The following is a 24,551-nucleotide window of genomic DNA, read 5'->3' as shown; positions in this document are numbered from 1 at the left end:
GTGCCGGGATCGTTGCCGCGATAGATCCGCGACCCGCCGGGCGGCGGATCGCGCCGGGTTACTGCGTCTGCGACTCCGGCAACGTCGCCGGGGCGATGTCGGTCTGCGGCGGGGTGGTGCTCTCCTCGGTCGCGGCATCGTCCGTCGCCGGATCTGCGGCGGCCGGGTCCGCCGGAGCCTCTCCGGCCGTGTCCGGCGCGGGGGTCGCGGCGGCAGGATCGGCCGGGGCCGGAGCCTCGCTTTCGGTCTCCGCCGCGGTGGTGGCTTGGTCGGCCGCCTCCGTCGCCGGCGCGGAGTCGCCCGCCTCGCCCGCCTCGGTGGGGGCGGTGGCGAGGGTCACGCGGTCGGTGCCGATCGGCTCGGGCGTCACCGTCCCGTCGGCCGCCGCCACGCGCCACACGGTGTTGCCCGCATCGTCGGCGATGAGCAGCGCGCCCGTACCGTCGATGCCGACGCCGACCGGGCGGCCACGGGTGTCCTCACCGTCCAGGAACCCGGTGACGACGTCCTGCGCCATCCCCGCCGGCTCACCATTCTCGAACGGCACGTAGACGACCTTGTAGCCGTTGAAGGCGTTGCGGTTCCAACTGCCGTGCTCACCGATGAACGCGCCGTCGGCATAGGCCTCGGGCAGCGCCGAACCCATCGAGAAGGTCATCCCCAGCGCGGCGACATGGCTCGACAGCGCATAATCCGGCGCGATCGCCTGCTCCACCATGTCGGGCCGCGGCGGGTGCACGCGCACGTCCACGTGGTCGCCATAATAACTCCAGGGCCAGCCGTAGAACCCGCCGTCCCGGACCGAGGTCATGTAATCCGGCACCAAGTTCGGCCCCAGCTCGTCCCGCTCGTTGACGACGGTGTAGAGGGTGCCGGTCTGCGGATGGAACGTCAGCCCATTGGGGTTGCGCAGGCCCGATGCGTAGACGCGCGCCGCACCGGTCTCACGATCGACCTCCCAGATGGCCGCGCGCCCCTTCTCGGCCTCCAGCCCACGCTCGGCGGCGTTGGAGTTCGAGCCGACGGAGACGTAGAGCCGCTCCCCGTCGGGAGAGAGGGCGAGGTCCTTGGTCCAGTGGTGATTGATCGGCCCGCCGGGGAGCGGGGTCAGAACGGTCGGCTCGGCGGTGATCTCGGTCTGGCCCAGCTCGTACGGGTACGCCAGGATCGCCTCGGTGGACGCGACGTAGAGCGTATCGTCGATCCAGGCGACGCCGAACGGCGAGGCGAGGCCGGTCAGCAGCTCGCTCCGCGCGTCGACCACGCCGTCGCGGTCGGTATCCTGCAGCAGCGTGATGCGATTGCTTTCCGGCTGCGGCTCTCCGCCGCCGCCGTGCGCGATCTGCATGATGAAGCCGCGGATGAGGTCCTTCGGCCGCGCGACGGGCTTTCCGGAGGGGCCGCGTCCCTGCACCACCAGCACGTCGCCGTTGGGCAGGGTATGGACCGTGCGCGGGTTGGCGAGGTCGCGGGCATAGGCGCTGACGGTGAGACCGTCGGCCACCGTCGGCGCCTGGCCGTCGGCCCAGCCCACGACGGACGCGACCTTGAGGTCCGGGAGGAGCGCCCCGCCGGGCTCCGGCAGGACCGGATCCGGGCCGATCTGGGACGAGACGTCGAAGTCGGAGCCGCCCTCGTTGCAGCCGGCGAGCACCAGCAGGGCGAGGCACCCGCCGACGAGCGCCGTCGAGCGGCGAAGGGTGGAGGCGTTACGCATGGAGGGCTCCCAACTCGCGACGGTAGATCGGAGCGCGCCGCGTCATCGCGCTGAGGACGAGGAGCACGGCCGTCGCCGCCGACAGGCCAAGGCCCAGGAAGACGACGCCGGTCCACCCGTCGCGGGCGTGTACGAAGTTGTTGACGATGCCGACCGCGTAGGCCGCGACGAAGAAGATCGTCGCGCCCCACCCCGGCAGAAGAGGGCGAATGGAGCGCCGGAACAGCACCTCCAGGAGGCCGATCGCGAGCGCGATGCCGCCCATGACGGACGCCGCGAGCAAGAGCCACTCGGACGCGTGCTGCCAGAAGAGGTTGGCGGTTCGCCAATAGACGAAGTCGCTGACGAGGACGAGGATGAACGGGACCGACGCGAACGGGACCAGCGCCGCATAAAGCGGTGGCCCACCGATCACGACCGGCGAGGAATGTGGCGAAGCCATATGGACGAACTCGGCTCAGTGGGACGTTGCTGAAGAAGCGCGTTCAGCGCGGACGGAGTTCCCCCGCGGTGCGAGTTTAAGCGACGCGCCGCCGGCCCCGCGGCTCCGTCTCTCGCCCCTTGTCTGGCGGAACCCCGCACGGAGCCCGGCGATATAATGCGTTCCCGGCGGCCGGCGCTTCACAGCGAGCTACATCGTCGCGGGAACGGTGAGGCCGCTCGGCTCTTTCAAAAAGAGGTCCCGGGGAAGGTGAGCCGCGGTTCGACGTCCGCCCCGCCGCCGCGGCGGCGCGGTCGCCCGCCCGCAGCCTCGGCGACGCCACCGGCCCGCGACGGTGCGAGCGGACCGTACCGCCTCCCGTCCGGATCCGGCGGCTGGCCCACGACACGACGGAGGTTTGATCATGCAGCAGCACGTTTCGACGAAGACGGCATCCCTCTATCGCATGGTGATGCCCGATCACATCTGCCCGTACGGGCTGAAGTCGAAGGATCTGCTGGAGCGCCGAGGCTACACGGTGGACGACCACCACCTGGAGACGCGGCAGGAAACGGACGCCTTCATGGACGAGCACGGCGTGAAGACAACGCCGCAGACCTTCATCGACGGTGAGCGCGTCGGCGGCTATGATGAGCTGCGCGTCCACTTCGGCATCGACCCGCCGAAGGAGGAGCAGAGCGACACCACCTACCAGCCGGTGATCGCGATCTTCTCCGTCGCCGCCCTTCTGGCGCTCGGCCTCTCTTGGCACCAATACGGCACGCCGCTGACGCTGCGGGCGGCGGAATGGTTCGTCTCGCTGTCGATGACGATCCTCGCCATTCAGAAGTTGCAGGACGTCGAGAGCTTCTCGACGATGTTCCTCAACTACGACCTGCTCGCCCGGCGCTGGGTTCCCTACGCCAAGATCTACCCGTTCGCCGAGGCGCTGGCCGGCGCGTTGATGACCGCCGGTGCGCTCGTCGTCCTCTCGGCGCCGGTGGCGCTGTTCATCGGCACGATCGGCGTCGTGAGCATCGTCAAGGCGGTCTACATCGACCGGCGGGAGCTCAAGTGCGCGTGCGTCGGCGGCGCCTCGTCGGTGCCGCTCGGGTTCGTTTCGCTGACCGAGAGCCTCATGATGATGCTCATGGGCCTGTGGATGCCGCTCAAGGCGTTCGTTTTGTCGTGACCCGCGCGGTCGCGGCGCGCCGGGGGACCGGCGCGCCGAGCGCCCTCAGCGCTTGCCCAAGAAGGTGAACGGCTCGGCGGGCTGGAAGCGGCCGGTCGCATCGCCGGCATAGGTGGTCGACTGATCGGGACCGAGGTCGAGCTTCAGCGTTCGGCCGCTCTCGGCGGACAGGTCGAGCGACGTGAGGTCGACCCAGAAGGTGTTCGGGGTCAGCGCGGACTCGAAGAAGTAGAGCTTGCGGGCCTGGTCGGAGACCGTGCGCCAGCGCGTCGAGGAGATGTTCGGCTGGTCCGGCGTCGCGATCCCTAGCGGCACCGAGACGTTGCGGATCACCGAGAATGCCCCGGCGATGGCCCGATTCGCGTCCGTGAACTTGGGAATGGCGTTGGTATAGAACGACGCGCGAGCGAAGCGGTCGGCGGCTCGGTTGGTGCCGGGGAGGAAGACCGTGCCGCCGATCTCGGACCAGTAGGCGTCGAGGGCGAGCTGCTTCTCGAACGCGGGCGAGTTGGTCATCACCTGGTAGTCGCGGCTGTGGTGGATGACCTGCCGGCCGTCGATATATTCGACGATGGCGCTGTCCCCCTCGGCGTCCGACAGCGACAGATGCAACGTCGCGAGGCGGCTCTCGCCCGGCACCTGGTCGGTCACGACGACGAACGGCTCGGCCGACAGCGCGTCGACCGCCTCGGCGACGGTGGCGAAGTTGTCGAGCACGTATTGCGCCCAGGCGGCGATGGTGAGGCCGGGCTTGTCGCCCGTCTCGGCCGGATACTCCGATTCCACCAGCCACAGGACGTTGGCGACCAGGCCGGCCTCGTTCATGCCGTCGGTGGTGGCGATGTCGTAGGCGGAGGCGATCACGCTGCCGTACTTCGACGTCCAGGTCACGGAGTTCTCGCCCGCGCTGCCGTTGCGCGCCATGCCGCGGGGAAAGACCCACAGGTTGGTGCCGACGTCGGTCTTCCAGTCCATCGAGCGGGCGGTGATCACGGTGTCGCCGGCGCCCAGGTACACGAAGCGGGTGCAGGCGTGCGCGCCGACGACGGGGGCGACGGCACCGGCGAAGGCGACGGTGCCGGCGAGACCGAAGCGGGCGGCACGGCGGAGGAGTTGGCGCATGGCGTCTCTCGTTGCGAGGAGCGGTCGGCTCTCGTGGCGGCGAGCGGTCAGCTCGGGGAACCGGCGGGGAGGTCGAGGCCTTCCAGCGGCGGATGCTGGGCGGCGCTCAGGTCCCTGGCGAGGTAGGTCGTCTGCGACGGGCGGGCGAAGGCGGTGTCGTTGTCGTCGACCACGTCCATCACCTTGAGCAACAGCGCCTGCTTGATCTTGAGGAATTCGGTGTAGTCGGCGCTGTTGATGTAGGCCCAGATCTCCACCTCGAACGCCGACTCGGCGATGTCGAGCAGCACCACGCGCACGGTGTCGCCCTTCACGCGGAGATCGGCTTTCAGCTTCTGCGTGATGCCCTCGATCACGGCGGTCAGCTGCTCGGACGTGGTCTCGTGGCGCAGGCGAACCACCGTCTGCATCAGGTTGGCGTCGCGGCGCGAGAAGTTGGTGATCGACATCTGCGAGAACTCGGAGTTCTGCACGGTGACGAGGGTGCGGTTGAGGCTGCGCACCTTGGTCGAGCGCAGGCCGATCTCCTCCACCGTGCCCAGCATGGAACCGAACTGACAGAAGTCCCCCACCTTCACCGGCCGGTCGGCATAGAGGATGATCCCGCCGATGAAGTTCTCCAAGGTCGGCCGCACCGCCAGCGCGATCGCCAGACCGCCGACCCCGAGGCCGGCGACGATGCCGTAGACCGGCAGGCCGATGCGTGTCGCGCCCATGAAGAGGATGAAGCCGGCCGCGAGGAAGCCGATCACCCGCATCACTAGGCGGATCAGGCTGGCGTCGAGGCTCTCCTGGCGGATCCGCGGCGAGGAGATGATCAGCGCGGCGACGAGATTGAAGGCGAACAGCACCAGCGCGGCGAGCGCGATGGTCTGCAAGGTCTCCACCGTCAGCTCGACGTAGGTGAGAACGTCCCCCGTGAGGTTGACGACATCGTCGCACAGCCAGCGATAGACGCCGAGGAAGGCGATCACCAGGATCGGCATCAGCAAGCGGTGGATCGCGCCGCCGACGCCCTGGGACGAGGTGCGGCGCGCCTCGCCGTGCAGGACCAGATAGGCCAGCACACCGAAAACGGCGGTGATGAGGACGAGTGCGATCCACTGCCACATCGCCTGCTCGAAGTGGATCGTCAGCGCCCAGGGCGGCAGGTCGAGCACGTAACGGTAGAGCTGGATCGGCATCGACAGGCCGGGCGCCGAGACGAAGTGCCGGTAGAAATCGACCTGGCCCTCGGTCATGCGCGGCATGGTCCGCACCAACTCGTAGAAGTTCGGCAATTGACGGACGGTCTCGGGCGAGAACAGGAAACGCGCGTCGCCCGAGAGCGTCTCGGAGCGGATCATCTGGATCTGCGTGCCGGGGATGGTCCACCCATGGAGCGCGGCGCCGTCGTCGACCGCCGCCGCGTCGGGGACCGCGCCGGGCTCGGGCAGCGGGATGCGATCGAGGATCTCCTCCAGCAGCAGCACCGAGTTGATGCCGACCGTGCGCCGGTTCGTCGGTGCGATGGCGGAGAGGTCCATGGTCGACATCGCGCGCGTCAGGTTGTTGATCGCCGAGCGCTTGTAGGCGGCGGTCTCCTCGCTGTCGAACAGGAGGCTCCCCTCGTGGTCGCCGGATTCGTAAAAGGCGGCGACGAGGTCGGCGGCGGCGGCGTTGGAGAGGACGCGGAAGCTTTCCAGCGTCTGGCGCGGCGATCCCGTGGGCGCGGGCGACAGGGGCGAGTCGGTCGCGGCGAGGGACACGGACAGGGGCGAGGCCGCCGCGGCCGGGATCGCGTCGGAGGCGGAGGCATCCTGCGCGCCGGCGTCCTGCGCGCGCGCCGCCCCGGCGAGGATGACGGCGAAGCTCGCCACGACGATGGCCGCCAGCGCCGCCCGGTACGCTCGGGCGATGGCGGGCTGCAGGATCCGGGACGTCGTCATGATGCACTCCAGCCCAAGTCTTCGAACGCTCCACCGCGCACGCACGCCCCCCGGAGCGCGCGACCGGCCCTTGCAGGGCCCAAGTCTCCCCGCTCGGCCCCGTCGATTGCTAGCGTACCGGATAGATGAAGGTCGACCCCTGGCGGCCACCGAAAAGAATTATGGTCGGTCGTTCAGGACTGAAGCGAACGCCGGGTGAGCGCGCCCCTCGGCCGGCAGCAGTCCGCAGGCCATCGGCGCGGCGCGCGGCCGGGCGGCGCTCTCTGCTGCCACCATAAGTGTTGGTTGCGTCCAAATGCGAACCGCGGCGCGAGATTGGAAATGTTCACGTTCGAACGACAAGGTGTCGCGAGACGATCTCAGCCCCCCTCCTCGCGCAGACCTGCCATGATTCACCGCGGCAGCTTGCCCAAAACGCCGGCATTCGCTGACCGATACGATATGTTCGGCGGCTGTTTCGCGCGCAAACCGGCAAGGCAACCTGACGATAGAAGGTATCTATCGGAATTAGCTGACTTATCTATTTCCTATATTGCAGCGCAGCACATATGTTGCGGCGCAAAGGCAAGCGCCTGTCATTGCAGCGAAGGTTCCCCATGTCCGTCATCAATACCCCCGTCCAGCCGTTTGCCGCCAAGGCCTTCCACAACGGCAAGTTCATCGACGTGTCCAACGCCGATATTCGCGGCAAGTGGGCCATCTTTTTCTTCTACCCGGCGGACTTCACCTTCGTCTGCCCGACCGAACTGGGCGATCTCGCCGACCATTACGACGAGTTGCAGGCGCTGGGCGTCGAAGTGTTCTCGGTATCGACCGACACGCACTTCACGCACAAGGCCTGGCACGAGACGTCCGACACGATCGGCAAGATCCAGTACGCCATGATCGGCGACCCGACCGGCACGATCACCCGCAACTTCCAGATCATGCGCGAGAACGAGGGCCTGGCCGACCGCGGCACGTTCGTCGTCGACCCGGACGGCGTCATCCAGGCGATCGAGATCACCGCCGAGGGCATCGGCCGCAACGCCTCCGACCTGGTCCGCAAGGTCAAGGCCGCCCGCTACGTGCGCGAGCACCCGAACGAGGTGTGCCCGGCGAAGTGGGAAGAGGGCGAGGCGACTCTGGCCCCCTCGCTGGAACTCGTCGGCAAGATCTGACCGGCCGCGAGGCCCCTCCCCGTCCGGCGCGGCCTTCGTCGCCGGACGGGCCACCGCCCCATGACCGGCCGCACGGCGGCCGCCCGTATCGACCACGGCCGCGCCCGCTCGCGCGTGCCAGGAGATCCCGCGATGCTCGATGACGCGATGAAGGCCCAGCTGCGGCAGCACTTCACCAGGATGGTCCGCCCGGTGGAGATCCTCGCCAGCCTCGACGACGGCGCCAAGTCCGCCGAACTGGCGACCCTGCTCGCCGAGCTTGCGACCCTCTCCGACCACATCACCGTCACCGAGCGCAGAGGCGGCGCGGCCCGCACCCCGGCGTTCGCGCTGACGAGCCCGGGCGAGGACATCCACCTCGCCTTCGCCGGCATCCCGATGGGCCACGAGTTCACCTCGCTGGTCCTCGCCCTCCTGCAGACCGGCGGCTACCCGCCCAAGGTCTCGGACGAGACGATCGCGGCGATCCGCGCCATCGACGGCGACTTCCGCTTCGAGACCTACTATTCGCTCTCCTGCCAGAACTGCCCGGACGTGGTGCAGGCGCTGAACCTGATGGCGGTGCTCAACCCCAACATCCGCCACGTCGCCATCGACGGCGCCCTCTTCCAGGGCGAGGTCGAGGCGCGGCAGGTGATGTCGGTCCCGTCGGTCTATCTCAACGGCGAGCCGTTCGCGCAGGGCCGCATGGAAGTCGACGAGATCGTCGCCAAGCTCGACACCGGCGCCGAGGCGCGCGCGGCCGAGAAGATCGCGGCGCAGGACCCCTTCGACGTGCTGATCGTCGGCGGCGGGCCGGCCGGTGCCGCGGCCGCCGTCTACGCCGCGCGCAAAGGCATCCGCACCGGCATCCTCGCCGGGCGGTTCGGCGGCCAGGTGCTCGACACCATGGCGATCGAGAACTTCGTCTCCGTGCGGCACACCGAGGGGCCGCAGTTCGCCGGCGCGCTCGAGGCGCACGTGAAGGACTACGACGTCGAGCTGATGACGCTGCAGACCGCCACCGCGCTGCGCCGGCACGGCGACCTCTTCGAAGTGGAGCTGGCGAACGGCGCCTCGGCCAAAGGCCGCACCGTCATCCTCTCCACCGGCGCGCGCTGGCGGCAGATGGGCGTGCCCGGCGAGGAAGAGTACCGCAACAAGGGCGTCGCCTACTGCCCGCACTGCGACGGTCCGCTCTTCAAGGGCAAGCCGGTCGCGGTCGTCGGCGGCGGCAACTCGGGCGTCGAAGCCGCGATCGACCTCGCCGGCATCACCAGCCATGTGACGCTCCTGGAGTTCGGCGCCGAGCTGCGGGCCGACGAGGTGCTGCAGAAGAAGCTCGTCAGCCTTCCCAACGTCACCGTCCTGACCTCGGCCAGGACGACCGAGGTGCGCGGCGACGGCGCCAAGGTCGTCGGCCTGACCTACGAGGATCTCATCACCGGCGAGATGCTCCCGGTCGACGTCGACGGCATCTTCGTGCAGATCGGCCTCCTGCCCAACACCGAGTGGCTGCGCGGCACGGTGGCGCTGACCGACCGCGGCGAGGTCGAGGTCGCCGCCAACGGCGAAACGTCGCTGAAGGGCGTCTTCGCCGCCGGCGACTGCACCACGGTGCCCTACAAGCAGATCGTCATCGCCGTCGGCGAAGGGGCCAAGGCGTCGCTGGGCGCGTTCGACCACCTGATACGCGCCTCGGTCACCAACGACGCGCGCAGCAAGGCGGCCTGACGCCGTCCGGCACCGCGGGCCGCGCGATGACCCTGCGAGAGCTGGAATATCTCGTCGCGCTGGCACGCTTTCGCCACTTCGGGCGGGCGGCCGAAGCGTGCTGCGTCAGCCAGCCGACGCTTTCCACGCAACTCAAGAAGCTGGAGGGCGAGCTCGGCATGCAGCTCGTCGAGCGGGGCACCGGCGGCGTGCTCCTGACCCCGTTCGGCAAGGCGACGGCCGAGCGGGCGCGCAAGATCCTCGCCGAGGTGCAGCACATCAAGGACGCCGCACAGGAGGCGCGCGACCCGGAGAGCGGCGCCGTCCGGCTCGGCATCTTCCCGACGCTGGGGCCCTATTTGCTGCCCGCCATCATGCTGCGGTTCGCCGAGCGCTTCCCCAGCCTCAAGCTCTCCCTCATCGAGGAGAAGAGCCTGGACCTCCTCGCCCGCCTCGAAGGCGGCGAGATCGACGCCGCGCTCCTCGCGCTGCCCGTGGAGGGGGACGCCATCGCCTCGCGATTCCTGTTCGAGGAGCCGTTCCTGTTCGCCGTGCCGGCGGCGCATCCGCTCGCCGGGCGCGGGCGGATCGGGGTGGAGGAAATCGAGGGCGAGGCCCTCCTGCTGCTGGAGGACGGCCACTGCCTGCGTGATCAGGCGCTCGACATCTGCGGCCTGACCGGCGCGGCGCCGCAGCCCGCCTTCCGCGCCGCGAGCCTCGAGACCTTGCGCCACATGGTCGGCGCCGGTCTCGGCGTGACGCTCCTGCCGCAACTGGCGACGACGGGCGGCACCGCGGCGCCCGGCGTGCGCCTGGTGCGCTTCAGCACCCCGGCGCCGAGCCGGCGCATCGCCCTCGTATGGCGCCGCTCGTCGGCCCGCGCCGCGCTGTTCGGGGCGATGGCGGACCTCTTCGGCACCGTCGCCGGGGCGCTTCTGTCCGCAGATCCCGTCCCCCTCGCCCCGGCGGCGAGCCGTCCCGCGGCCTGACGCGGCCCGGCATGTTCAGCGCAGGCGCAGGTTCACCTCCGCCGCCTTATCCCAGGTCCACGTATCGCCCTCGCGGTACATTTCGACGAAATGGCCCGGAATCAGCCGATCGCCGAGGGTGAGGAGATGGCGGATCGTCTCCGTCGCCCGCTCGGGCGTATCGAACGCGTCGTTGACCCGCTGGGTGAAGACCTCCTTCGGGAACTTGATCGCGTCCTGCGCGACGACCGTGCGCCCGCCCGCGGTGTCGAGCACGAGCGCGGTACAGCCGGGGGTATGGCCGGGGGCGGGCAGATAGCGGACCCCAGGCGCCAGCTCCCCCGCCCCCTCCAGGAAACGGGTGCGGTACCGGGCGACCTGCTCGCGCACCATGAACGGCACGAACGGGTCCTTCGGATGCGGGTTCGCCGCATACTCGTACTCGGTCCGGCTGACGAAGACCTCGGTCGAGGTCGGAAACATGTGCAGGTTCAGGACGTGGTCGCCATGAAGGTGCGACAGAAAGATCCGCCCGACGTCCGCCGGACGCATGCCCCGCTCGGCCAGCGCGCGCTCCAACCCCTGCCGGTTCACCATATGCCCGACGTCGACGAGGATCGGCCCCGTGTCGGTGTGGACGAGGGTGATGTTGGTGAGCCCGATGTAGCCGATGTCGAGCGCGGCGGCCGACCCCTCGAGGAGGATCTCGTAGCTCACGGTCATGACTGATCTCCGGTGCGCGCGATGCTGCCGGCCGGTCGCGGCAGGTCGAAACGGACGGCCCCGCCCTCGACCACGACGCGCCGGCTCGGCGAACTTGACCCCGGCATCCATAACACCAGCATGACCTTTTCCCATGCCCGCGGACATTCGGGCGGACGACGACAACAAGGAGGCCCGATGGCCGACATCTGTCTGGAGGTGGCGCTCAACGGCGGGCTCGGCCGCACATGGCAGCCGGGAATGCCGACCAGCGTCGACGCGATCGTCGCCGACGCGCTGGCCTGCCTCGACGCCGGGGCGTCGGTCATCCACTATCACGCCTACGACGAGGCGACCGGAGCGCACGACGAGCGGGCGATCGACGTGCACCGTGCGGTGCTGGAGCGGCTGCGTGAGCGGACCGACGCGATCGTCTACGGCACGACCTTCACGCGGCGCGGCGACGCGCCGGCGCCATCGCTCCAGGAGCGGTTCCGCATCGAGCGGACCTTGCGGGACGAGGGGCTCGTCGACGTGTTCGTGCTCGACCCGGGCTCGTGCAGCTTCGCGCGGGAGAGCAACCTCGCGGGCGGGTTCGCCTACGTCAACGAGCCGCGCGAGACACTCGCCGGGGTGGAACTCGCCAGGGACAGCGCGATGGTTCCGGCGCTGGCGATCTACGAGCTGGGCTTCGCGCGGGCGGCATGCGCGGCGGCGAGGGCGGCGGGGCTCGACCCCCGGCGGATGGCCTTTCGGCTGATGTTCACGGACGGCTTCGTCTGGGGGTTGCCGCCGAGCCCCGAGACGCTGCGCCTGACACACGCGGCGATGGCTCACCTCGGCGTGGACCGCTGGATGCTCGCCGGCATCGACTTCGATGTCTTCGCGCTGATCGACGAGGCGCTGGCGCTCGGGTGCGACATCCGCGTCGGCCTCGAGGACGCCCCGCGCGGCACCGAGCAGACGAACGCCGCGATGGTGGCGCGTGCGGCCCAGCGCATCGCGGCGGCGGGGCACGGCGTCCTCACGCCCGCGGCGGCGCGCGCACGCATCGTCGGTTGAGGCGACGCTCGGGACCGCCCGGCCGGGACACGGGCACGCGCTCGTCGCGGCCTGCGGGCGGGAACCCGGTGACGACGAGGCCCGAACCGGCCGCTCGTCATGATCCGCATAAACTCTGCGGTTAACTGCGGAGCGTGATCGGGTAGGGTGCGCGCAACAGATTCGAGGTGGGGCCCAATGGACTTCATGGCACGGGTGACGTCGATCGTCGGCGGCACCATGGTTCTCCTACGGCGCAGGTCCGCGCCGAAGACGCATGCGATCGGCGCCACGCCGCAGATCCCCGACGCGAAGACGCAAGGGATCATGACGTTGAAGATGCCGAGCGCGCACGGCTGGGCGCCCGGCCATCTGCCGACCGTCGCGCCCGGCCTGAAGGTCAACGCCTTCGCCGAGAAGCTCGACCACCCGCGCTGGATCGAGGTGCTGCCCAACGGCGACGTGCTGGTCGCCGAGTCCAAGCAGCGCCCCCGCCCGGCGCGCGGCCTCATGGACCACGCCGCCCAGGCGACCATGGCCCGCGCCCGCGCCATCGGCGACAGCGCCGACCGCGTCACCCTGTGGCGTGACGAAGACGGCGACGGCGTGGCCGAGACGCGCACCGTCTTCGTCGAGGGTCAGAACCAGCCCTTCGGCATGGCGCTGCACGCGGGGACCTTCTACCTCGGCAACACCGACGGCATCGTCGCCTTCGACTACGAGGACGGCGCCACGTCGGTGGCGGGACCCGGCCGCAGGCTCGTCGAATTCAAGCCGGGCGGGCATTGGACGCGCAGTCTGATCGTCTCGCCCGACCGCACGAAGATCTATGCCGGCGTCGGCTCGCTCACCAACATCGCCGACAACGGCATGGAGGAGGAGGAAGGGCGCGCCGCGATCTGGGAGCTGGACATCGCGACGGGCGCGGCGCGGATCTTCGCCTCGGGCCTGCGCAATGCCGTCGGTATGGCGTTCGAGCCGACGACGGGCGCGCTGTGGACCGTCGTCAACGAGCGCGACGGCCTCGGCGACGAGACCCCGCCCGACTATCTGACGTCGGTGAGCGACGGCGGCTTTTATGGCTGGCCCTTCTGCTACTGGGGCCAGGTCGTGGACGACCGGGTGCCACAGGACGCGGCGATGGTCGCCCGCGCCGTCAAGCCGGACTACGCGCTCGGCGGGCACACCGCCTCGCTCGGCCTGTGCTGGATGCCGGCCGGCACGCTGGACGGGTTCGGCGACGGCATGGTCATCGGCCAGCACGGCTCGTGGAACCGCTCGACGCTCTCGGGCTACAAGATGATCTTCGTCCCCTTCGCCGACGGCCGCCCGGCCGGCCCGCCCCGCGACATCCTCTCCGGCTTCCTCTCCGAGGACGAGAAGCTCGCCTACGGCCGCCCGGTGGGCGTCGCCGTCGGTCCGGACGGCAAGTCGCTGCTGATGGCGGACGACGTCGGCGACGTCATCTGGCGCGTGACGAGCGCGTAGACGCCGCCCAAGGGTCCGCGGTCGCGCCAGCCGTCCCGGTGGCGGCGCTCGCCTCCCGTCCCGGCAAGACAGTGAGAATGGGCGCGGGCACGACCGCTCGCGCCGACTTCAGCGCAAGGCAGTCCTCATGACTTCAGACCAACCGACCCCCGACGACCGGGACGCCAGCACGCCGGGCCACGTCGCGGTTCAGCCACGGTGGGTGATTCTCGTACCGCCGGTCGCGGCCTTGTTCGTGGTGCTGGAGCACCTCGGCATCGTCAGCCTGCACGACGTCGTGGCGCAGCTCGTCGCCGTGCCGGTGCTGATGGCGACCATCTTCTGCGCGGTGCATCACGCCGAAGTGATCGCGCACAAGGTCGGCGAGCCGATGGGGTCGTTGGTCCTGGCCATCGCCGTCACCGTGATCGAGGTAGCGCTCATCATCTCCATCATGCTCGCCTCGCCCGAGAGCGGCTCGGAGATCGCCCGCAACACCGTGTTCGCGGCGATGATGATCGTGCTCACGGGGATCATCGGCGCATGCCTGCTGGTGGGCGGCATCCGCTTCTATGAGCAGGGATTTCAGGCGCGCGGTGCCATCGGCGCGATCAGCGTGCTGGCCACGCTCGCCACGCTGACGCTCATTCTACCGAACTACACCCTCGCGGTGCCGGGCCCGTTCTACTCCAACGGGCAGCTCATCGGCGTCGGGATGGCCTCGCTGGCGCTCTACTTCCTGTTCCTGTTCGTCCAGTCGATCCGCCACCGCGCCCACTTCCTCGACTCCGACGGCGATTCGGAGGCGGCCGAGGGGCACGGGCTCGTCGTCACCCGCCGCATGGTCACCGTCAGCCTGGGGCTTCTCGTCGTGTCGCTGGTGGCGGTGGTGATGATCGCGGAAGGCCTGTCGCCGGCGGTGGAGGGTGCGATCACCGCGGCCGGGCTGCCGCTCTCATTCGTCGGCGTGGTCATCGCGGCGCTGATCCTGCTGCCGGAGTCGATCGCGGCCTTGCGGGCGGCGCGGCAGAACCGCATCCAGCAGAGCCTCAATCTGGCGGTCGGTTCGGCGCTCGCCAGCATCGGGCTGACGATCCCCACCATCGCCTTCGCGTCCGTCATCCTGGGCATTCCGCTCAGCCTGGGCCTCGAGGACGAGCATACCACGCTGCTGATCCTGGCGGTGTTCATCTCGACGGTGACCGCCTCCACCGGGCGCAGCACCATCTTGCAGGGCGGGGTCCATCTCGTGATCTTCGCCGCCTTCCTCATCATCTCGGCGGTGCCATGAGGGTCCCGAACGCGCGCGGCGTGGCGCCCGGCCGTTACTTTAATTTCATATGATCGATATGATATGTCCGGACGGATGCCGCGACCGTCATAGAGGTTCCACTGCTCAGACCATGTCCTGGCCAGACGCAGACCCGACGCGGACCCGGCCGCGCTCCATCCCCGACCCGCGCCCCGCCGGATGGCGCGCGGCGCCGTTCCGCCGTCCCCCGGCGCGCTTCGAGGGCGACGCCTGATGTGCACGTCGCTGATCTACCGCGATGCGGCGGGGCGCCCCTACTTCGGCCGAACGCTGGAGCTGACCGTCGAGCTGCCCTACCAGGTCGCGTACGTCCCGCCCGGCACGCCCTTCTCCTCCGCAAGCGCAGGGCATCCGGCGCTCGGCTACAGAGCCTGCCATGCCTTCGTCGCGGTCACCGTCCCGGACCGGGTGCCGGCGGCCGACGCGCCCGTCGCCTTCGCCGACCTCAAGGTGCTGGAGGGTCTCAACGATCAGGGGCTGACCTTCAGCCTCCTCTCCTACCCGGCGGCGAGCGGCAAGCAGAAGGCCGTCGACCTGACGCGGGCGGTGCTGTCCGCGTCCGACCTCGGAAGCTGGGCGCTGGGGCAGTTCGCCACCGTCGCCGAGGTGAAGACCGCCCTCGCCGAACAGCCGGTGATGCTGGAGGCGCTGGCGATGCTGGGCGGTGTGGAATCCCCGTTCCACTACGTCGTGCACGACGCGACAGGCGCCGCGCTGGTGATCGAGTTCGACCACGGCGCGATGACGCTCCACGACAACCCCGTCGGCGTGATGACCAACGGCCCGGCCTTCGGCTGGCACCTCACCAACCTCGACAATTACACCTTCCTGTCGAACGTCGACCGCAGCCGCGCGACGTTCGGTACCTACACCGCGACGCAGCCCGATTCGGGGATCGCGACCGCGGGGCTGCCGGCGTCCAACACCTCCGTCGGCCGGTTCGTGCGGGCCGCCTACTACGCGCAATTCACCGAGGCGGCGGCGACGCCCGACCTCGCGGTGACGACCCTCGCCCACATCATGAACACCTTCGACCGGCCGCGCGGCGTCACGATCGACACCCCCGACGCCGGCGGCGGGCACATGGAGGTGGCCGGTCTCGCCGCGGACACCGCGACCCCGTACGCGACCGAATTCACCTCGTGGACGAACCTCTCGGATCTGGCGCGCCGGCAGTTCTTCCTGCGCAGCTACCAGAGCCTCGCCTACACCGCCTTCGACCTTGCCGCACTCGCCGGGCTGACGACGCCTCGGGTGGTGGCGCTCGCCCACCTCGATGGCGCGAACGGCACCGCGCTGCTGACGAACGCCCCCCACTGAACGCCGCCCCCAGAGGGCAACAGAGCGACGACGAGGAGACGCTGCCATGGCCGAGGACACCCCCCGCGACCGCGAGGACGGGATCAACGACGAGCTCTACGGCGCCGGCTCGGTGGGCGCCGCGCTGCCCAAGTCGACCTTCCCCGATGCCGAGCGCGACCCACGGAGGATCTACGCCGCCGTGCGCGACGAGCTGATGCTCGACGGCAATGCCCGGCAGAATCTGGCGACCTTCTGCCAGACCTGGGAGGAGCCGGAAATCCATCGCCTGATGGACGACTGCATCGACAAGAACATGGTCGACAAGGACGAGTACCCGCAGACCGCCGAGATCGAGGCGCGCTGCGTGCGCATGCTCGCCGACCTGTGGAACGCCCCGTCCGCCCGCGGCGAAGGCGAGGCGGTCGGCTGCTCGACCACCGGGTCGAGCGAGGCGGCGATGCTGGGCGGCCTCGCCATGAAGCGCCGCTGGGAGGCCCGCCAGCGCGCCGCCGGCAAGCCCACGGCGAAGCCCAACCTCATCACCGGGCCGGTGCAGATCTGCTGGCACAAATTCACCCGCTACTGGGACATCGAGCACCGCGAGATCCCGATGGAGGACGGCCGCCTCCTGATGACGCCGGAGGAGGTGCTCGCCCGCTGCGACGAGAACACCATCGGCGTGGTGCCGACGCTCGGCGTCACGTTCACGGGCGAGTACGAGCCGGTGAAGGCCGTCGGCGAAGCGCTCGACCGCTACCAGGCCGAGACGGGGCTCGACATTCCGATCCATGTCGACGGTGCCTCGGGCGGCTTCCTCGCCCCCTTCTGCGCGCCGGATCTCGAGTGGGACTTCCGCCTGCCGCGCGTGAAGTCGATCAACGCATCCGGCCACAAGTTCGGCCTGGCGCCGCTCGGCTGCGGCTGGGTGGCGTGGCGCGACGAGGCCGACCTGCCGGAGGAGATGGTCTTCTGGGTCAACTATCTCGGCGGCAACATGCGCGACATCGCGCTGAACTTCTCGCGGCCGGGCGGGCAGATCGTCTGCCAGTACTACAACTTCCTGCGCCTCGGCCGCGAGGGCTACCGCAAGATCCACGACGCCTGCTACGCCAGCGCCGGTTACGTGGCGCGGGAGCTGGCTGAGATGGGCCCGTTCGAGATCGTCTACGACGGCGATCCGGCGTGCGGCATCCCCGCCGTCTCGTGGGCGCTGAAAGACGGCGACCACGGCTTCTCGCTGTTCGACCTCGCCGACCGGCTGCGCGTGCGCGGCTGGCAGGTGCCGGCCTACACCCTCCCGGCCAACTGCCAGAACCGCGCGATCCAGCGCATCCTGGTGCGCAACGGCGTCAGCTACGACCTCTGCTCGATGCTGCTGGACGATATCCGCGCCGCCCTCGCCCACTTCGCGGCGCACCCGATCACCGCCCCGCTCACCAGCGAGGAGGCGTCCGGCTTCCACCATTGAGGGAGCCGGTCGCGGGGGCCTCCGCGTCGCGCGATCGCCGGAGGCCGTGCTCGGCGGCGTGGCCCCTCTCCAACCGAGGCGGCGCCGGCGGTAGGCTCCGACGCGGCCGGCCATACCGGGCCGCCGGAGGGTACACAATGCCGGGACATTGGACGATACGCACACTGTGCGCGGCGCTCGCGTTGAGCTGCGGCATCGCCGGCCCACCGGGTGCCGCGGCCGGGGCGGACGCGGACGCGACATTCCTCGCCATCAGCGACGTCCATCTGGATCCGTTCACCGGCACGGCCGCCGACGGTCGCCTTCTCGCGGCCGATATCTCCGAGTGGCCGCGGATCTTCGCGGACGTGTCCGTGCCGGTCGCGACCTACGGCGACGACGCCAACGTGCCGCTCCTCGACGCGGTTCTCGCCGATGCGGCCCGGCGGACCCCGTCGCCGGACTTCGTCATCTTCTCCGGCGACGCGGTGGTCCACCGCCTCGCATATCGCGTCCGCGCGGTGGAGCCGGGCGCCGGCCAGGAGCAGGTCACCGACATGGCGATAAAGATCACCACCTACCTCGCGCACCGGCTGGCCGACGCGTTCCCGCAGGCGCCGGTGCTGCTCGCGCTCGGCAACACGGACGCCGGTTGCGGGGACTACCAGGTCGAGCCGGGCGGGCGCTACCTCGCCGCCACGGTGCCGGCGCTGCGCAGGCTCGTCGGTTCCGACCGGCTGGCGCCGGACGCCGAGGCGACCTGGCGTGCCGGCGGCTACTACGCGGCGCGCCACCCCACGGTGGACGATATGACGGTCATCGTCCTCAACACCGTCCTGTGGTCGCCCAAATACGAGAACCGTTGCGGCCCGGCCGGAAGCGACAGCCGAGCCGCCGGGGATGCGATGTCGGCGTGGCTGGAGGCACGGCTCTCCGCCGCGGCGTCCGCCGGGGAGCGAGTGTGGCTGGTCTACCACATCCCCGCCGGGGTCGACGCCTACTCGACCGCGCAGGCGAAACCAGCCGATGCGGCGTGTGCCGCGCACACGGTGCCGTTCTGGCGCGAGCCCTACGCGGCGGCGTTCGCGAGCCTCATGCAGCGCCACCGCGCGATCGTCTCGGCCGGCTTCTCCGGCCATATCCACCGCGACAGTTGGCGCCTGTTCCCCGCGAGCGGCGACGGGGCGGCGGGGTTCGAGGCCATCGTCCCGGCGGTGAGCCCCGTCTACCGCGACGCGCCCGCCTTCCAGATGTTCACCTACGACCGCTCCGACGGCGCGTTGCAGGAGAAGACGACGTTCGCGGTGACGAACCTGCCGCAGGCCGCGGCGGGCGCACCCGTCGTCGTCGACAGGCTCTATGCGTTTACCGAGGCGTATGCGCGCACGCCGTTCGGCGCGACGGCCCTCGCCGAAGTGACGGCGGCGCTCCAGCGAGACGCCGCGTCGCCCGACCGCACGCTGTACGACCGGTTCTACGGGTCCGGTTACGGCCACGACCCGGAGACGGACTGGCCCGTCTACGCCTGCGCCCCGGCGGCGGCGACCGCCGGCGCCTTCGACGCCTGCCGCTGCGGGCCGCGTTAGTCCGGCGCGGTGTAGCGGCAGGCCGTCCATCCACCGTCGACGGTGATGACCTGACCCGAGACATAGGACGCCGCCGGGGACGCGAGGAAGGCCACGACGGCGGCCACCTCCTCCGGCCGTCCGGCGCGGCCGGCCGGGATCTGCCCCACCGTGAGGCGCTGGAATTGCGCGTTCTGCGCCATGCGCTCCGCCGTCGCGGGCGTCGCGATGAGGCCGGGCGCAACGGCGTTGACGCGCACGCCCCGCGGACCATAGTCGGCCACCATCTGCCGCGTCAGTGCGATCACGCCGCCTTTGGCGGTGGCATAGGCGGCGACGCCGGGGAAGCCGACCTCGCCGAACACCGACGACACGTTGACGATCGCCCGCGCTCTGCCGTCCGCTTCCCCCGGTGCCGTCACGAACGCGCGGGACAGTCGCACCACGGAACGCAGGTTGACGTCGAGGTAGCGGTCGAGCATGGCGTCGTCGGTCTCATGCAGCGGCTTGGCGTTGCCCAGGCCCGCATTGTTGACGAGGACATCCACTTCGCCGAATGCGTCCCGCGCGGCGGCGAAGATCGCCTCCGGGGCGTCGGCGGCGGTGACGTCGGCGACGAAGGTCGCGACGTTCGGGCGCTGCGCATAGGGGGCGAGCCCGTCGGGTTTGAGGTCGACCGCGAGGACTTGCGCGCCGTCGGCGGCGAGGCGCTCGGCGATGGCGGCGCCGATCCCGGATCCGGCGCCGGTGACGATGGCGCGGCTCATGTATTCCCCTCCCCTGCGGCGCCGTCCGAGGTGGCTGGAGCCTCGCCCGCCGCGGCGGTGTCGTCGGACGCGTCCTCGGCGGCGAACCGCAGCGGCTCCGGCGCGGCCGCAGAACTCAGGTAGCGCCGCACCACCTGGCCCATGAAGCTGACATGCTCGCGCATCAGCGCCTCGGCGCGCGCCGGATCGCGCGTGGCGATGGCGTCGCGGACGCGGTGGTGATCGTCGTGCGAACGGTCGATCAGCTTGTAGTCGTGCCACAGGATGATGCGGTCGGACAGGAACGGGATCTGCCCGATCTGGCGCACGAGGTCGGCCGTGCCGGCGCTGCCGCTCGCGGTGGTGATGGTTCGGTGGAACTGGTTGTTCATCTGCCGGTAGGCCGGCAGATCGTCCGGGTCGAGGCGCCCTCCGGCGAGGATCCGGTCGCCGTCGGCAAGCGCGGCGTCCAGCGTGGCGAGGTCCGCCTCCGAAATCCCGCATCGGGCGCACTGCCCGGCCGCCGCCCCCTCCAGCACCGAGCGCACGAAATACTTGTCGGCGATCTCCTCGCGGCTGAACACCCGCACGGCGAAGCCGCGTTTGGGGACATAGTCGAGCAGCCCTTCCCGCTCCAGCGCGGCGAGGGCGGCGCGCACGGGCGTCCGGGAGACGCCCATCGCCTCGGCCACCGGCACCTCCTGGAGGTGCGAGCCGGGCATGTAGTCGCCCTCGAGGATCATGGCCCGGAGGCGGTCGGCCACCGACGTGGATCGAGTCTGCATCCCTAATCGCGCCTCATATGTATACCTGTCACGCTTATTTTGCGATTTTTCTGTTGTCACGGCAACCGTTTTCGATCTCATGTATACATACAGAGACCAGGAGACGCTATGCTGACGATGCCCGACGAGACTGCCGACATGGCGGAGCGGACCGTCGACCCCATCGCACGGGAGATCATCAAAGGCGCGCTCGGCGCGATGCAGTCGGAGATGGAGGTGCTGCTCGAGCGGACGGCCATGTCGCCCTTCATCCGCGAGAAGAAGGACTACTTCATCGGCATCTTCGATGCGGATGGCGGGCTCGTCATGGGCACGAACATCCCCGTTTTCGGCGATCTCGTCCGCCCGATCTTCGAGCACTTCCCGAAGGAGACGATGCGGCCGGGCGACGTCTACTGGTATTCCGACTGCTACGGCACCAAGGGGGCGGTCTCCCACACGCCCGACCAGGTCTACGTCGCGCCGGTGTTCGAGGACGGCACGCTCGTCGCGTTCGTGCAGTCGTGGGCGCACTTTCAGGACGTCGGCGGGATGAGGCCCGGCTCCCTCTCACCCGATGCGACGGACATCTTCCAGGAAGGCATCGTCATTCCGCCGGTGCGGCTCTACCGCGAGGGGGTCCTGAACGAGGACGCCTTCCGCATCTTCCAGCGCAACTCGCGCTTCCCCGAGATGATCCAGGGCGACACGCGCGCCGCGGTGGCCGCGGTCCGGCTCGGCGTGAACCGGCTCGGCGCGATCATGACCAAGTTCGGCGCTCCGCAAGTGGCCGCGACGTTCGCTTCGCTGATCGACGAGACGCGCCGGATCGTGCGCGCCCGCCTCGCCGAGGCCTTCCCCGAGGGACGGACCGAGGTCACCGAATGGGTGGACGATGACGGCCACGGCAACGGCCCCTTCGCCATCCGTTTCGCACTGGTGCGGGAGGGCGACCGCTTCATCCTCGACACCACGGCGAGCGACGACCAGGCCCCCGGCCCGATCAACTACCTGACGCATCCCAACGTCCTCAACATGATCTTCGGCCTCTATTTCCTGGCCGAGCATCCGGACGTCCTCCTCAACGAGGGCGCGTGCCGGCTGCTGGACGAGGTGCGCCTGCGGCCGGGCAGCATCCTGCTGCCGCTGTCGCCGGCCCCACTCGGTCAACGCGGATTGACGCTGGTGCGCATGATCGCCGCCTGCTGCGCCCTCGTCGGCACGTCCACAGGGGGCCGGTCGGTCGCCGCCTCCAACGTCTACGCGCTCTACTACCTGCGCGGCAGCGACGACGGGCGGGGTGCGCCCTTCCTCATCACGGACGGCGTCGGCGTCGGCTGCGGCGCGCGGCCCTACGCCGACGGCACCGACGCGGTCTACCTCGTCGCGCAGGAGAACTATCCCGCCGAGTTCATGGACCTCACCTTCCCGGTCCGGCTGCTGGCCTACAGCCTCAACCCGGACTCCGGCGGCCCCGGCCGCTGGCGCGGCGGCTGCGGCGTGATCCGCGAGGTGGAACTCCTCGCCCCCGTCGCGATGCTCTCCAACCGCGCCGGCGGCGGAGGCTACCCCCCCTGGGGCATCGCCGGCGGACTGAACGGCGGCAACACGCGCTGGATCGTCAATCCCGGCCGGCCCGACGAACGGGAGCTGGCGCCGATGGCGGACGGCACGATCCTGCGCCAGGGCGATGTCCTGCAGATGCGCACCGGCGGCGGCGGCGGATGGGGCCACCCGTTCGACCGCGAGGCGGAGCGCGTGCGCGAGGACGTCCTGGGCGGCCAGGTGAGCCGCGAGAGCGCGGAACGGGACTATGGCGTCGTCCTCACCGGTCCCGCCGCGCAGATCGACGAGGCGGCCACCGCCGCCCGCCGCGACGCCCGCCCCGAGCCGGCGCTCTTCCACCGCAACGCCTATCAGCAGGTGCTGGCATGAATACGATGATGCGTGGCGGCGACCTTCTCCTCGGTATCGACATCGGCGGCACGTTCACCGACATCGTCGCCCTCGACACCACGACCGGCCAGCGCTGGTCGACGAAGACGCCGACGAGCCCGCAGGACCAGTCGCAGGGCTTCATCGCCGCGGTCGACAAGGTGCTCGAGACGATCGGCGGCGAGCGGCGCAACATCGCGCAGATCCTGCACGGCACCACGGTCGCGACGAACGCGATCCTGGAAGGCAAGGGCGGCACGGCGGGGCTGATCACCAGCGCCGGCTTCCGCCACGTGCTGGAGATCGGCCGGCATGACATCCCCCGCAAGGCGAACATGTTCTCCTGGGTCAAGCCGGCGCGCCCGGTGCCGCCCAAACGCATCGTCGAGGTCGCGGGGCGGATCGACGTCGACGGTACCGAGCATGTCCCACTCGACGAGGCGGCCGCGCGCGCGGCCGCGGAGGCGTTCCGGGCCGAGGGGCTTCAGACCATCGCCGTCTGCCTCATCCACGCCTACGCCAATCCGGCGCACGAACGGCGCATCGCCGAAATCGTGCGCGAGGTGATCCCGGACGCGCTCATCTCGCTGTCCAGCGACGTCCTGCCGGTGTTCCGCGAGTACGAGCGGTCGATGGTGACGATCCTCAATGCCTACGTCATGCCGCCGGTGTCGCATTATGTCGCCCGGCTCGGCGAGCGGATCGAGGAGCGGGCGTTGACGCGCTCGCTCCTCCTCATGAACTCCGGCGGCGGGGTCATGAGCGCGGCGACGGCGCGGGCCGAACCGGTGCAGACCGCACTCTCCGGTCCGGCGGCGGGCGCGCTCGGCGCCGCCGCCACGGGTGTGGCGGCCGGCCAGCCGGACGTCATCTCGATCGACATCGGCGGCACGTCGGCCGACGTCACCCTGATCCGCGACGGGCGGCCGACGATCACCAAGCGCGGCACCATCGGCGAGTGGCCGGTCCACACGCCGATGGTCGACATGGTGACGATCGGGGCCGGTGGCGGTTCCATTGCCCGCGTGACGGAGGGCGGCAGCCTCACCGTGGGACCGCAGAGCGCCGGGGCGGTGCCGGGCCCGGCCTGCTACGGGCGCGGCGGCACGCTGCCGACGGTGAGCGATGCGCACCTCGTCCTCGGCCGGCTCTGCCCCAACCTGCTCGACGACCAGATGGCGCTCGACGAGGAGGCCGCCCGCCGCGCCGTCCACGACCACGTCGCGGCCCCGCTGGGCCTCTCGGTGGAGCGCGCGGCGGAAGGCATCCTCGACGTCATCAACAACGCGATGGTCGGCGCGATCCGCCTCGTCTCGGTGGAGCGGGGCCTCGATCCGCGCGACTTCGCCCTCCTCGCCTTCGGCGGGGCGGGGCCGCTGCACGGACCGGCCCTCGCCCGGCTCCTGGGCATGTCGTCGGTCATCGTGCCGCCGTCGCCGGGGGTCCTGTCGGCGGTCGGGCTCACCGTGGCGGACCTGCGCAACGAGTTCTCGCTGACCTGCGTGGAGCGCGGGCCGGACCACGATCTCACCCGCCTCGCCACGACCTTCGCCTCGCTCGACGACAAGGCGCGCGCGTGGCTGGCCGCCGAGGGCATCGCCGAGGGCGCCAGCCGCACCGAGTGGGAGGCGAGCCTGCGCTACCGCAACCAGGGCTTCGAGCTTGCGATCCCCTGGCCGGACCACGCCGTCACGCCCGAGGCGCTCGGCCGGGTGTTCGAGGCATTCCACACCACCCACGAGCGGCTCTACACCTTCGCCCAGCGCGATACGCCGGTGGAGATCGTGACCCTGTCGGTCGCCGCTCACGGCCGCCTGGACCGGCCCGAGGTGACAGCCCATCAGCCGCCGGTCGCGGCGGATCCCATCGTCGCCCGTCAGCGCCTCTGGAGCGGCGACGGCTTCGTCGATTGTCCGGTCTATGAGCGTGCGAGGCTCGGTGCGGGCGCGCGCATCGAAGGACCGGCCATCCTGCGCCAGCTCGACACCACGACCGTGATCGAGCCCGGCCAGCGCGCCGAAATCCACCCGTCCGGCAGTGCGATCGTGACGGTCTAAATCATAACAATCG

The 24,551-nt window shown here is 70.2% G+C and carries 19 protein-coding genes; 12 read left to right on the top strand and 7 right to left on the bottom strand.

The annotated features are described in order from the left end of the window. Nucleotides 1-58 precede the first annotated feature (58 nt). Together MRB58_RS11840 and MRB58_RS11835 are read right to left on the bottom strand one after the other, a co-directional pair. On the bottom strand, nucleotides 59-1,717 hold the full coding sequence (locus tag MRB58_RS11840; protein ID WP_244777168.1) for a sorbosone dehydrogenase family protein: 1,659 nt from the start codon (nucleotides 1,715-1,717) through the stop codon (nucleotides 59-61). After that, nucleotides 1,710-2,159 (bottom strand): DUF2231 domain-containing protein, encoded by a 450-nt coding sequence (locus MRB58_RS11835; RefSeq protein WP_244777166.1) that lies wholly within the window; start codon nucleotides 2,157-2,159, stop codon nucleotides 1,710-1,712. Before MRB58_RS11835 ends, MRB58_RS11840 begins: the two co-directional genes overlap by 8 nt. A 403-nt stretch (nucleotides 2,160-2,562) precedes the next feature. On the opposite strand from MRB58_RS11835, the gene MRB58_RS11830 reads away from it, so the two are divergent. Further along, nucleotides 2,563-3,330, top strand: coding sequence for a MauE/DoxX family redox-associated membrane protein (locus tag MRB58_RS11830; protein ID WP_244777165.1), 768 nt, complete (start codon nucleotides 2,563-2,565; stop codon nucleotides 3,328-3,330). 45 nt (nucleotides 3,331-3,375) lie between these two features. Here the strand turns inward: MRB58_RS11830 and MRB58_RS11825 are convergent, their stop codons facing one another. Continuing rightward, complete coding sequence (locus MRB58_RS11825; protein WP_244777163.1) at nucleotides 3,376-4,452, bottom strand: linear amide C-N hydrolase; 1,077 nt, start codon at nucleotides 4,450-4,452, stop codon at nucleotides 3,376-3,378. A gap of 47 nt (nucleotides 4,453-4,499) precedes the next feature. Further along, nucleotides 4,500-6,380, bottom strand: a complete 1,881-nt coding sequence (locus MRB58_RS11820; RefSeq protein WP_244777162.1) for a mechanosensitive ion channel family protein — start codon at nucleotides 6,378-6,380, stop codon at nucleotides 4,500-4,502. A 596-nt stretch (nucleotides 6,381-6,976) separates the two neighbouring features. Between MRB58_RS11820 and ahpC the strand changes: the two genes are divergently transcribed. The 3 genes from ahpC to MRB58_RS11805 all read left to right on the top strand — a co-directional run bounded on the left by ahpC (nucleotide 6,977) and on the right by MRB58_RS11805 (nucleotide 10,221). Then, nucleotides 6,977-7,540 carry an alkyl hydroperoxide reductase subunit C gene (gene ahpC / locus MRB58_RS11815; protein ID WP_244777160.1) on the top strand — a complete coding sequence of 188 codons (564 nt, stop codon included), beginning with the start codon at nucleotides 6,977-6,979 and terminating at the stop codon, nucleotides 7,538-7,540. A gap of 132 nt (nucleotides 7,541-7,672) precedes the next feature. Further along, nucleotides 7,673-9,253, top strand: a complete 1,581-nt coding sequence (gene ahpF, locus MRB58_RS11810) for an alkyl hydroperoxide reductase subunit F (RefSeq protein WP_244777159.1) — start codon at nucleotides 7,673-7,675, stop codon at nucleotides 9,251-9,253. Between the two features lie 26 nt (nucleotides 9,254-9,279). Next, nucleotides 9,280-10,221, top strand: coding sequence for a LysR substrate-binding domain-containing protein (locus MRB58_RS11805; RefSeq protein ID WP_244777158.1), 942 nt, complete (start codon nucleotides 9,280-9,282; stop codon nucleotides 10,219-10,221). A gap of 15 nt (nucleotides 10,222-10,236) precedes the next feature. Here MRB58_RS11805 and MRB58_RS11800 read toward each other — a convergent pair whose 3' ends face one another. Continuing rightward, on the bottom strand, nucleotides 10,237-10,923 hold the full coding sequence (locus MRB58_RS11800; protein ID WP_244777157.1) for an MBL fold metallo-hydrolase: 687 nt from the start codon (nucleotides 10,921-10,923) through the stop codon (nucleotides 10,237-10,239). Nucleotides 10,924-11,100: 177 nt separating this feature from the next. Here MRB58_RS11800 and MRB58_RS11795 point away from each other — a divergent pair, with 177 nt between their 5' ends. The 6 genes from MRB58_RS11795 (at nucleotide 11,101) to MRB58_RS11770 (ending at nucleotide 19,057) form a co-directional block, all read left to right on the top strand. Beyond that, nucleotides 11,101-11,964 carry a 3-keto-5-aminohexanoate cleavage protein gene (locus MRB58_RS11795; protein ID WP_244777156.1) on the top strand — a complete coding sequence of 288 codons (864 nt, stop codon included), beginning with the start codon at nucleotides 11,101-11,103 and terminating at the stop codon, nucleotides 11,962-11,964. Nucleotides 11,965-12,183: 219 nt separating this feature from the next. Next, a complete protein-coding gene (locus tag MRB58_RS11790; protein ID WP_244781970.1) occupies nucleotides 12,184-13,431 on the top strand; it encodes a sorbosone dehydrogenase family protein in 1,248 nt (415 codons plus the stop codon). A 127-nt stretch (nucleotides 13,432-13,558) separates the two neighbouring features. Then, the gene (locus MRB58_RS11785; protein ID WP_244777154.1) at nucleotides 13,559-14,701 is read left to right on the top strand and encodes a calcium:proton antiporter; all 1,143 of its coding nucleotides are present in this window, start codon (nucleotides 13,559-13,561) and stop codon (nucleotides 14,699-14,701) included. Nucleotides 14,702-14,935: 234 nt separating this feature from the next. Beyond that, the gene (locus MRB58_RS11780; protein ID WP_244777153.1) at nucleotides 14,936-16,042 is read left to right on the top strand and encodes a linear amide C-N hydrolase; all 1,107 of its coding nucleotides are present in this window, start codon (nucleotides 14,936-14,938) and stop codon (nucleotides 16,040-16,042) included. A gap of 46 nt (nucleotides 16,043-16,088) precedes the next feature. Next, nucleotides 16,089-17,492 carry a glutamate decarboxylase gene (locus MRB58_RS11775; RefSeq protein ID WP_244777151.1) on the top strand — a complete coding sequence of 468 codons (1,404 nt, stop codon included), beginning with the start codon at nucleotides 16,089-16,091 and terminating at the stop codon, nucleotides 17,490-17,492. A gap of 137 nt (nucleotides 17,493-17,629) precedes the next feature. Next, nucleotides 17,630-19,057: a metallophosphoesterase gene (locus tag MRB58_RS11770; RefSeq protein ID WP_244777150.1), complete on the top strand. Its 1,428-nt coding sequence runs from the start codon at nucleotides 17,630-17,632 to the stop codon at nucleotides 19,055-19,057. Here the strand turns inward: MRB58_RS11770 and MRB58_RS11765 are convergent. Together MRB58_RS11765 and MRB58_RS11760 are read right to left on the bottom strand one after the other, a co-directional pair. Continuing rightward, nucleotides 19,054-19,803 (bottom strand): SDR family NAD(P)-dependent oxidoreductase, encoded by a 750-nt coding sequence (locus tag MRB58_RS11765; protein WP_244777149.1) that lies wholly within the window; start codon nucleotides 19,801-19,803, stop codon nucleotides 19,054-19,056. The genes MRB58_RS11770 and MRB58_RS11765 overlap by 4 nt on opposite strands. Further along, nucleotides 19,800-20,546: a GntR family transcriptional regulator gene (locus MRB58_RS11760; protein ID WP_244777148.1), complete on the bottom strand. Its 747-nt coding sequence runs from the start codon at nucleotides 20,544-20,546 to the stop codon at nucleotides 19,800-19,802. The genes MRB58_RS11765 and MRB58_RS11760 overlap by 4 nt, the downstream gene beginning before the upstream one ends. A gap of 129 nt (nucleotides 20,547-20,675) precedes the next feature. Between MRB58_RS11760 and MRB58_RS11755 the strand changes: the two genes are divergently transcribed. After that, nucleotides 20,676-22,481, top strand: coding sequence for a hydantoinase B/oxoprolinase family protein (locus MRB58_RS11755; protein ID WP_244777147.1), 1,806 nt, complete (start codon nucleotides 20,676-20,678; stop codon nucleotides 22,479-22,481). Further along, on the top strand, nucleotides 22,478-24,538 hold the full coding sequence (locus MRB58_RS11750; RefSeq protein ID WP_244777146.1) for a hydantoinase/oxoprolinase family protein: 2,061 nt from the start codon (nucleotides 22,478-22,480) through the stop codon (nucleotides 24,536-24,538). Before MRB58_RS11755 ends, MRB58_RS11750 begins: the two co-directional genes overlap by 4 nt. Nucleotides 24,539-24,551 lie beyond the last annotated feature (13 nt).

Origin of the sequence: Acuticoccus sp. I52.16.1, assembly GCF_022865125.1 — a bacterium.
In the GTDB taxonomy this organism is placed as follows: Bacteria; Pseudomonadota; Alphaproteobacteria; order Rhizobiales; family Amorphaceae; genus Acuticoccus.
This window is presented reverse-complemented; position numbering and strand designations above follow the sequence as displayed.

What these genes read in the sequence shown, in the direction of transcription:
- MRB58_RS11785 (WP_244777154.1), top strand. Translation starts at nt 13,559, where the DNA reads ATGACTTCAGACCAACCGACCCCCGACGACCGGGACGCCAGCACGCCG.
- MRB58_RS11835 (WP_244777166.1), bottom strand. Translation starts at nt 2,159, where the DNA reads ATGGCTTCGCCACATTCCTCGCCGGTCGTGATCGGTGGGCCACCGCTT.
- ahpC (WP_244777160.1), top strand. Translation starts at nt 6,977, where the DNA reads ATGTCCGTCATCAATACCCCCGTCCAGCCGTTTGCCGCCAAGGCCTTC.
- MRB58_RS11825 (WP_244777163.1), bottom strand. Translation starts at nt 4,452, where the DNA reads ATGCGCCAACTCCTCCGCCGTGCCGCCCGCTTCGGTCTCGCCGGCACC.
- MRB58_RS11820 (WP_244777162.1), bottom strand. Translation starts at nt 6,380, where the DNA reads ATGACGACGTCCCGGATCCTGCAGCCCGCCATCGCCCGAGCGTACCGG.
- MRB58_RS11780 (WP_244777153.1), top strand. Translation starts at nt 14,936, where the DNA reads ATGTGCACGTCGCTGATCTACCGCGATGCGGCGGGGCGCCCCTACTTC.
- MRB58_RS11800 (WP_244777157.1), bottom strand. Translation starts at nt 10,923, where the DNA reads ATGACCGTGAGCTACGAGATCCTCCTCGAGGGGTCGGCCGCCGCGCTC.
- MRB58_RS11795 (WP_244777156.1), top strand. Translation starts at nt 11,101, where the DNA reads ATGGCCGACATCTGTCTGGAGGTGGCGCTCAACGGCGGGCTCGGCCGC.
- MRB58_RS11755 (WP_244777147.1), top strand. Translation starts at nt 20,676, where the DNA reads ATGCTGACGATGCCCGACGAGACTGCCGACATGGCGGAGCGGACCGTC.
- ahpF (WP_244777159.1), top strand. Translation starts at nt 7,673, where the DNA reads ATGCTCGATGACGCGATGAAGGCCCAGCTGCGGCAGCACTTCACCAGG.
- MRB58_RS11765 (WP_244777149.1), bottom strand. Translation starts at nt 19,803, where the DNA reads ATGAGCCGCGCCATCGTCACCGGCGCCGGATCCGGGATCGGCGCCGCC.
- MRB58_RS11840 (WP_244777168.1), bottom strand. Translation starts at nt 1,717, where the DNA reads ATGCGTAACGCCTCCACCCTTCGCCGCTCGACGGCGCTCGTCGGCGGG.
- MRB58_RS11770 (WP_244777150.1), top strand. Translation starts at nt 17,630, where the DNA reads ATGCCGGGACATTGGACGATACGCACACTGTGCGCGGCGCTCGCGTTG.
- MRB58_RS11750 (WP_244777146.1), top strand. Translation starts at nt 22,478, where the DNA reads ATGAATACGATGATGCGTGGCGGCGACCTTCTCCTCGGTATCGACATC.
- MRB58_RS11805 (WP_244777158.1), top strand. Translation starts at nt 9,280, where the DNA reads ATGACCCTGCGAGAGCTGGAATATCTCGTCGCGCTGGCACGCTTTCGC.
- MRB58_RS11830 (WP_244777165.1), top strand. Translation starts at nt 2,563, where the DNA reads ATGCAGCAGCACGTTTCGACGAAGACGGCATCCCTCTATCGCATGGTG.
- MRB58_RS11775 (WP_244777151.1), top strand. Translation starts at nt 16,089, where the DNA reads ATGGCCGAGGACACCCCCCGCGACCGCGAGGACGGGATCAACGACGAG.
- MRB58_RS11790 (WP_244781970.1), top strand. Translation starts at nt 12,184, where the DNA reads ATGGTTCTCCTACGGCGCAGGTCCGCGCCGAAGACGCATGCGATCGGC.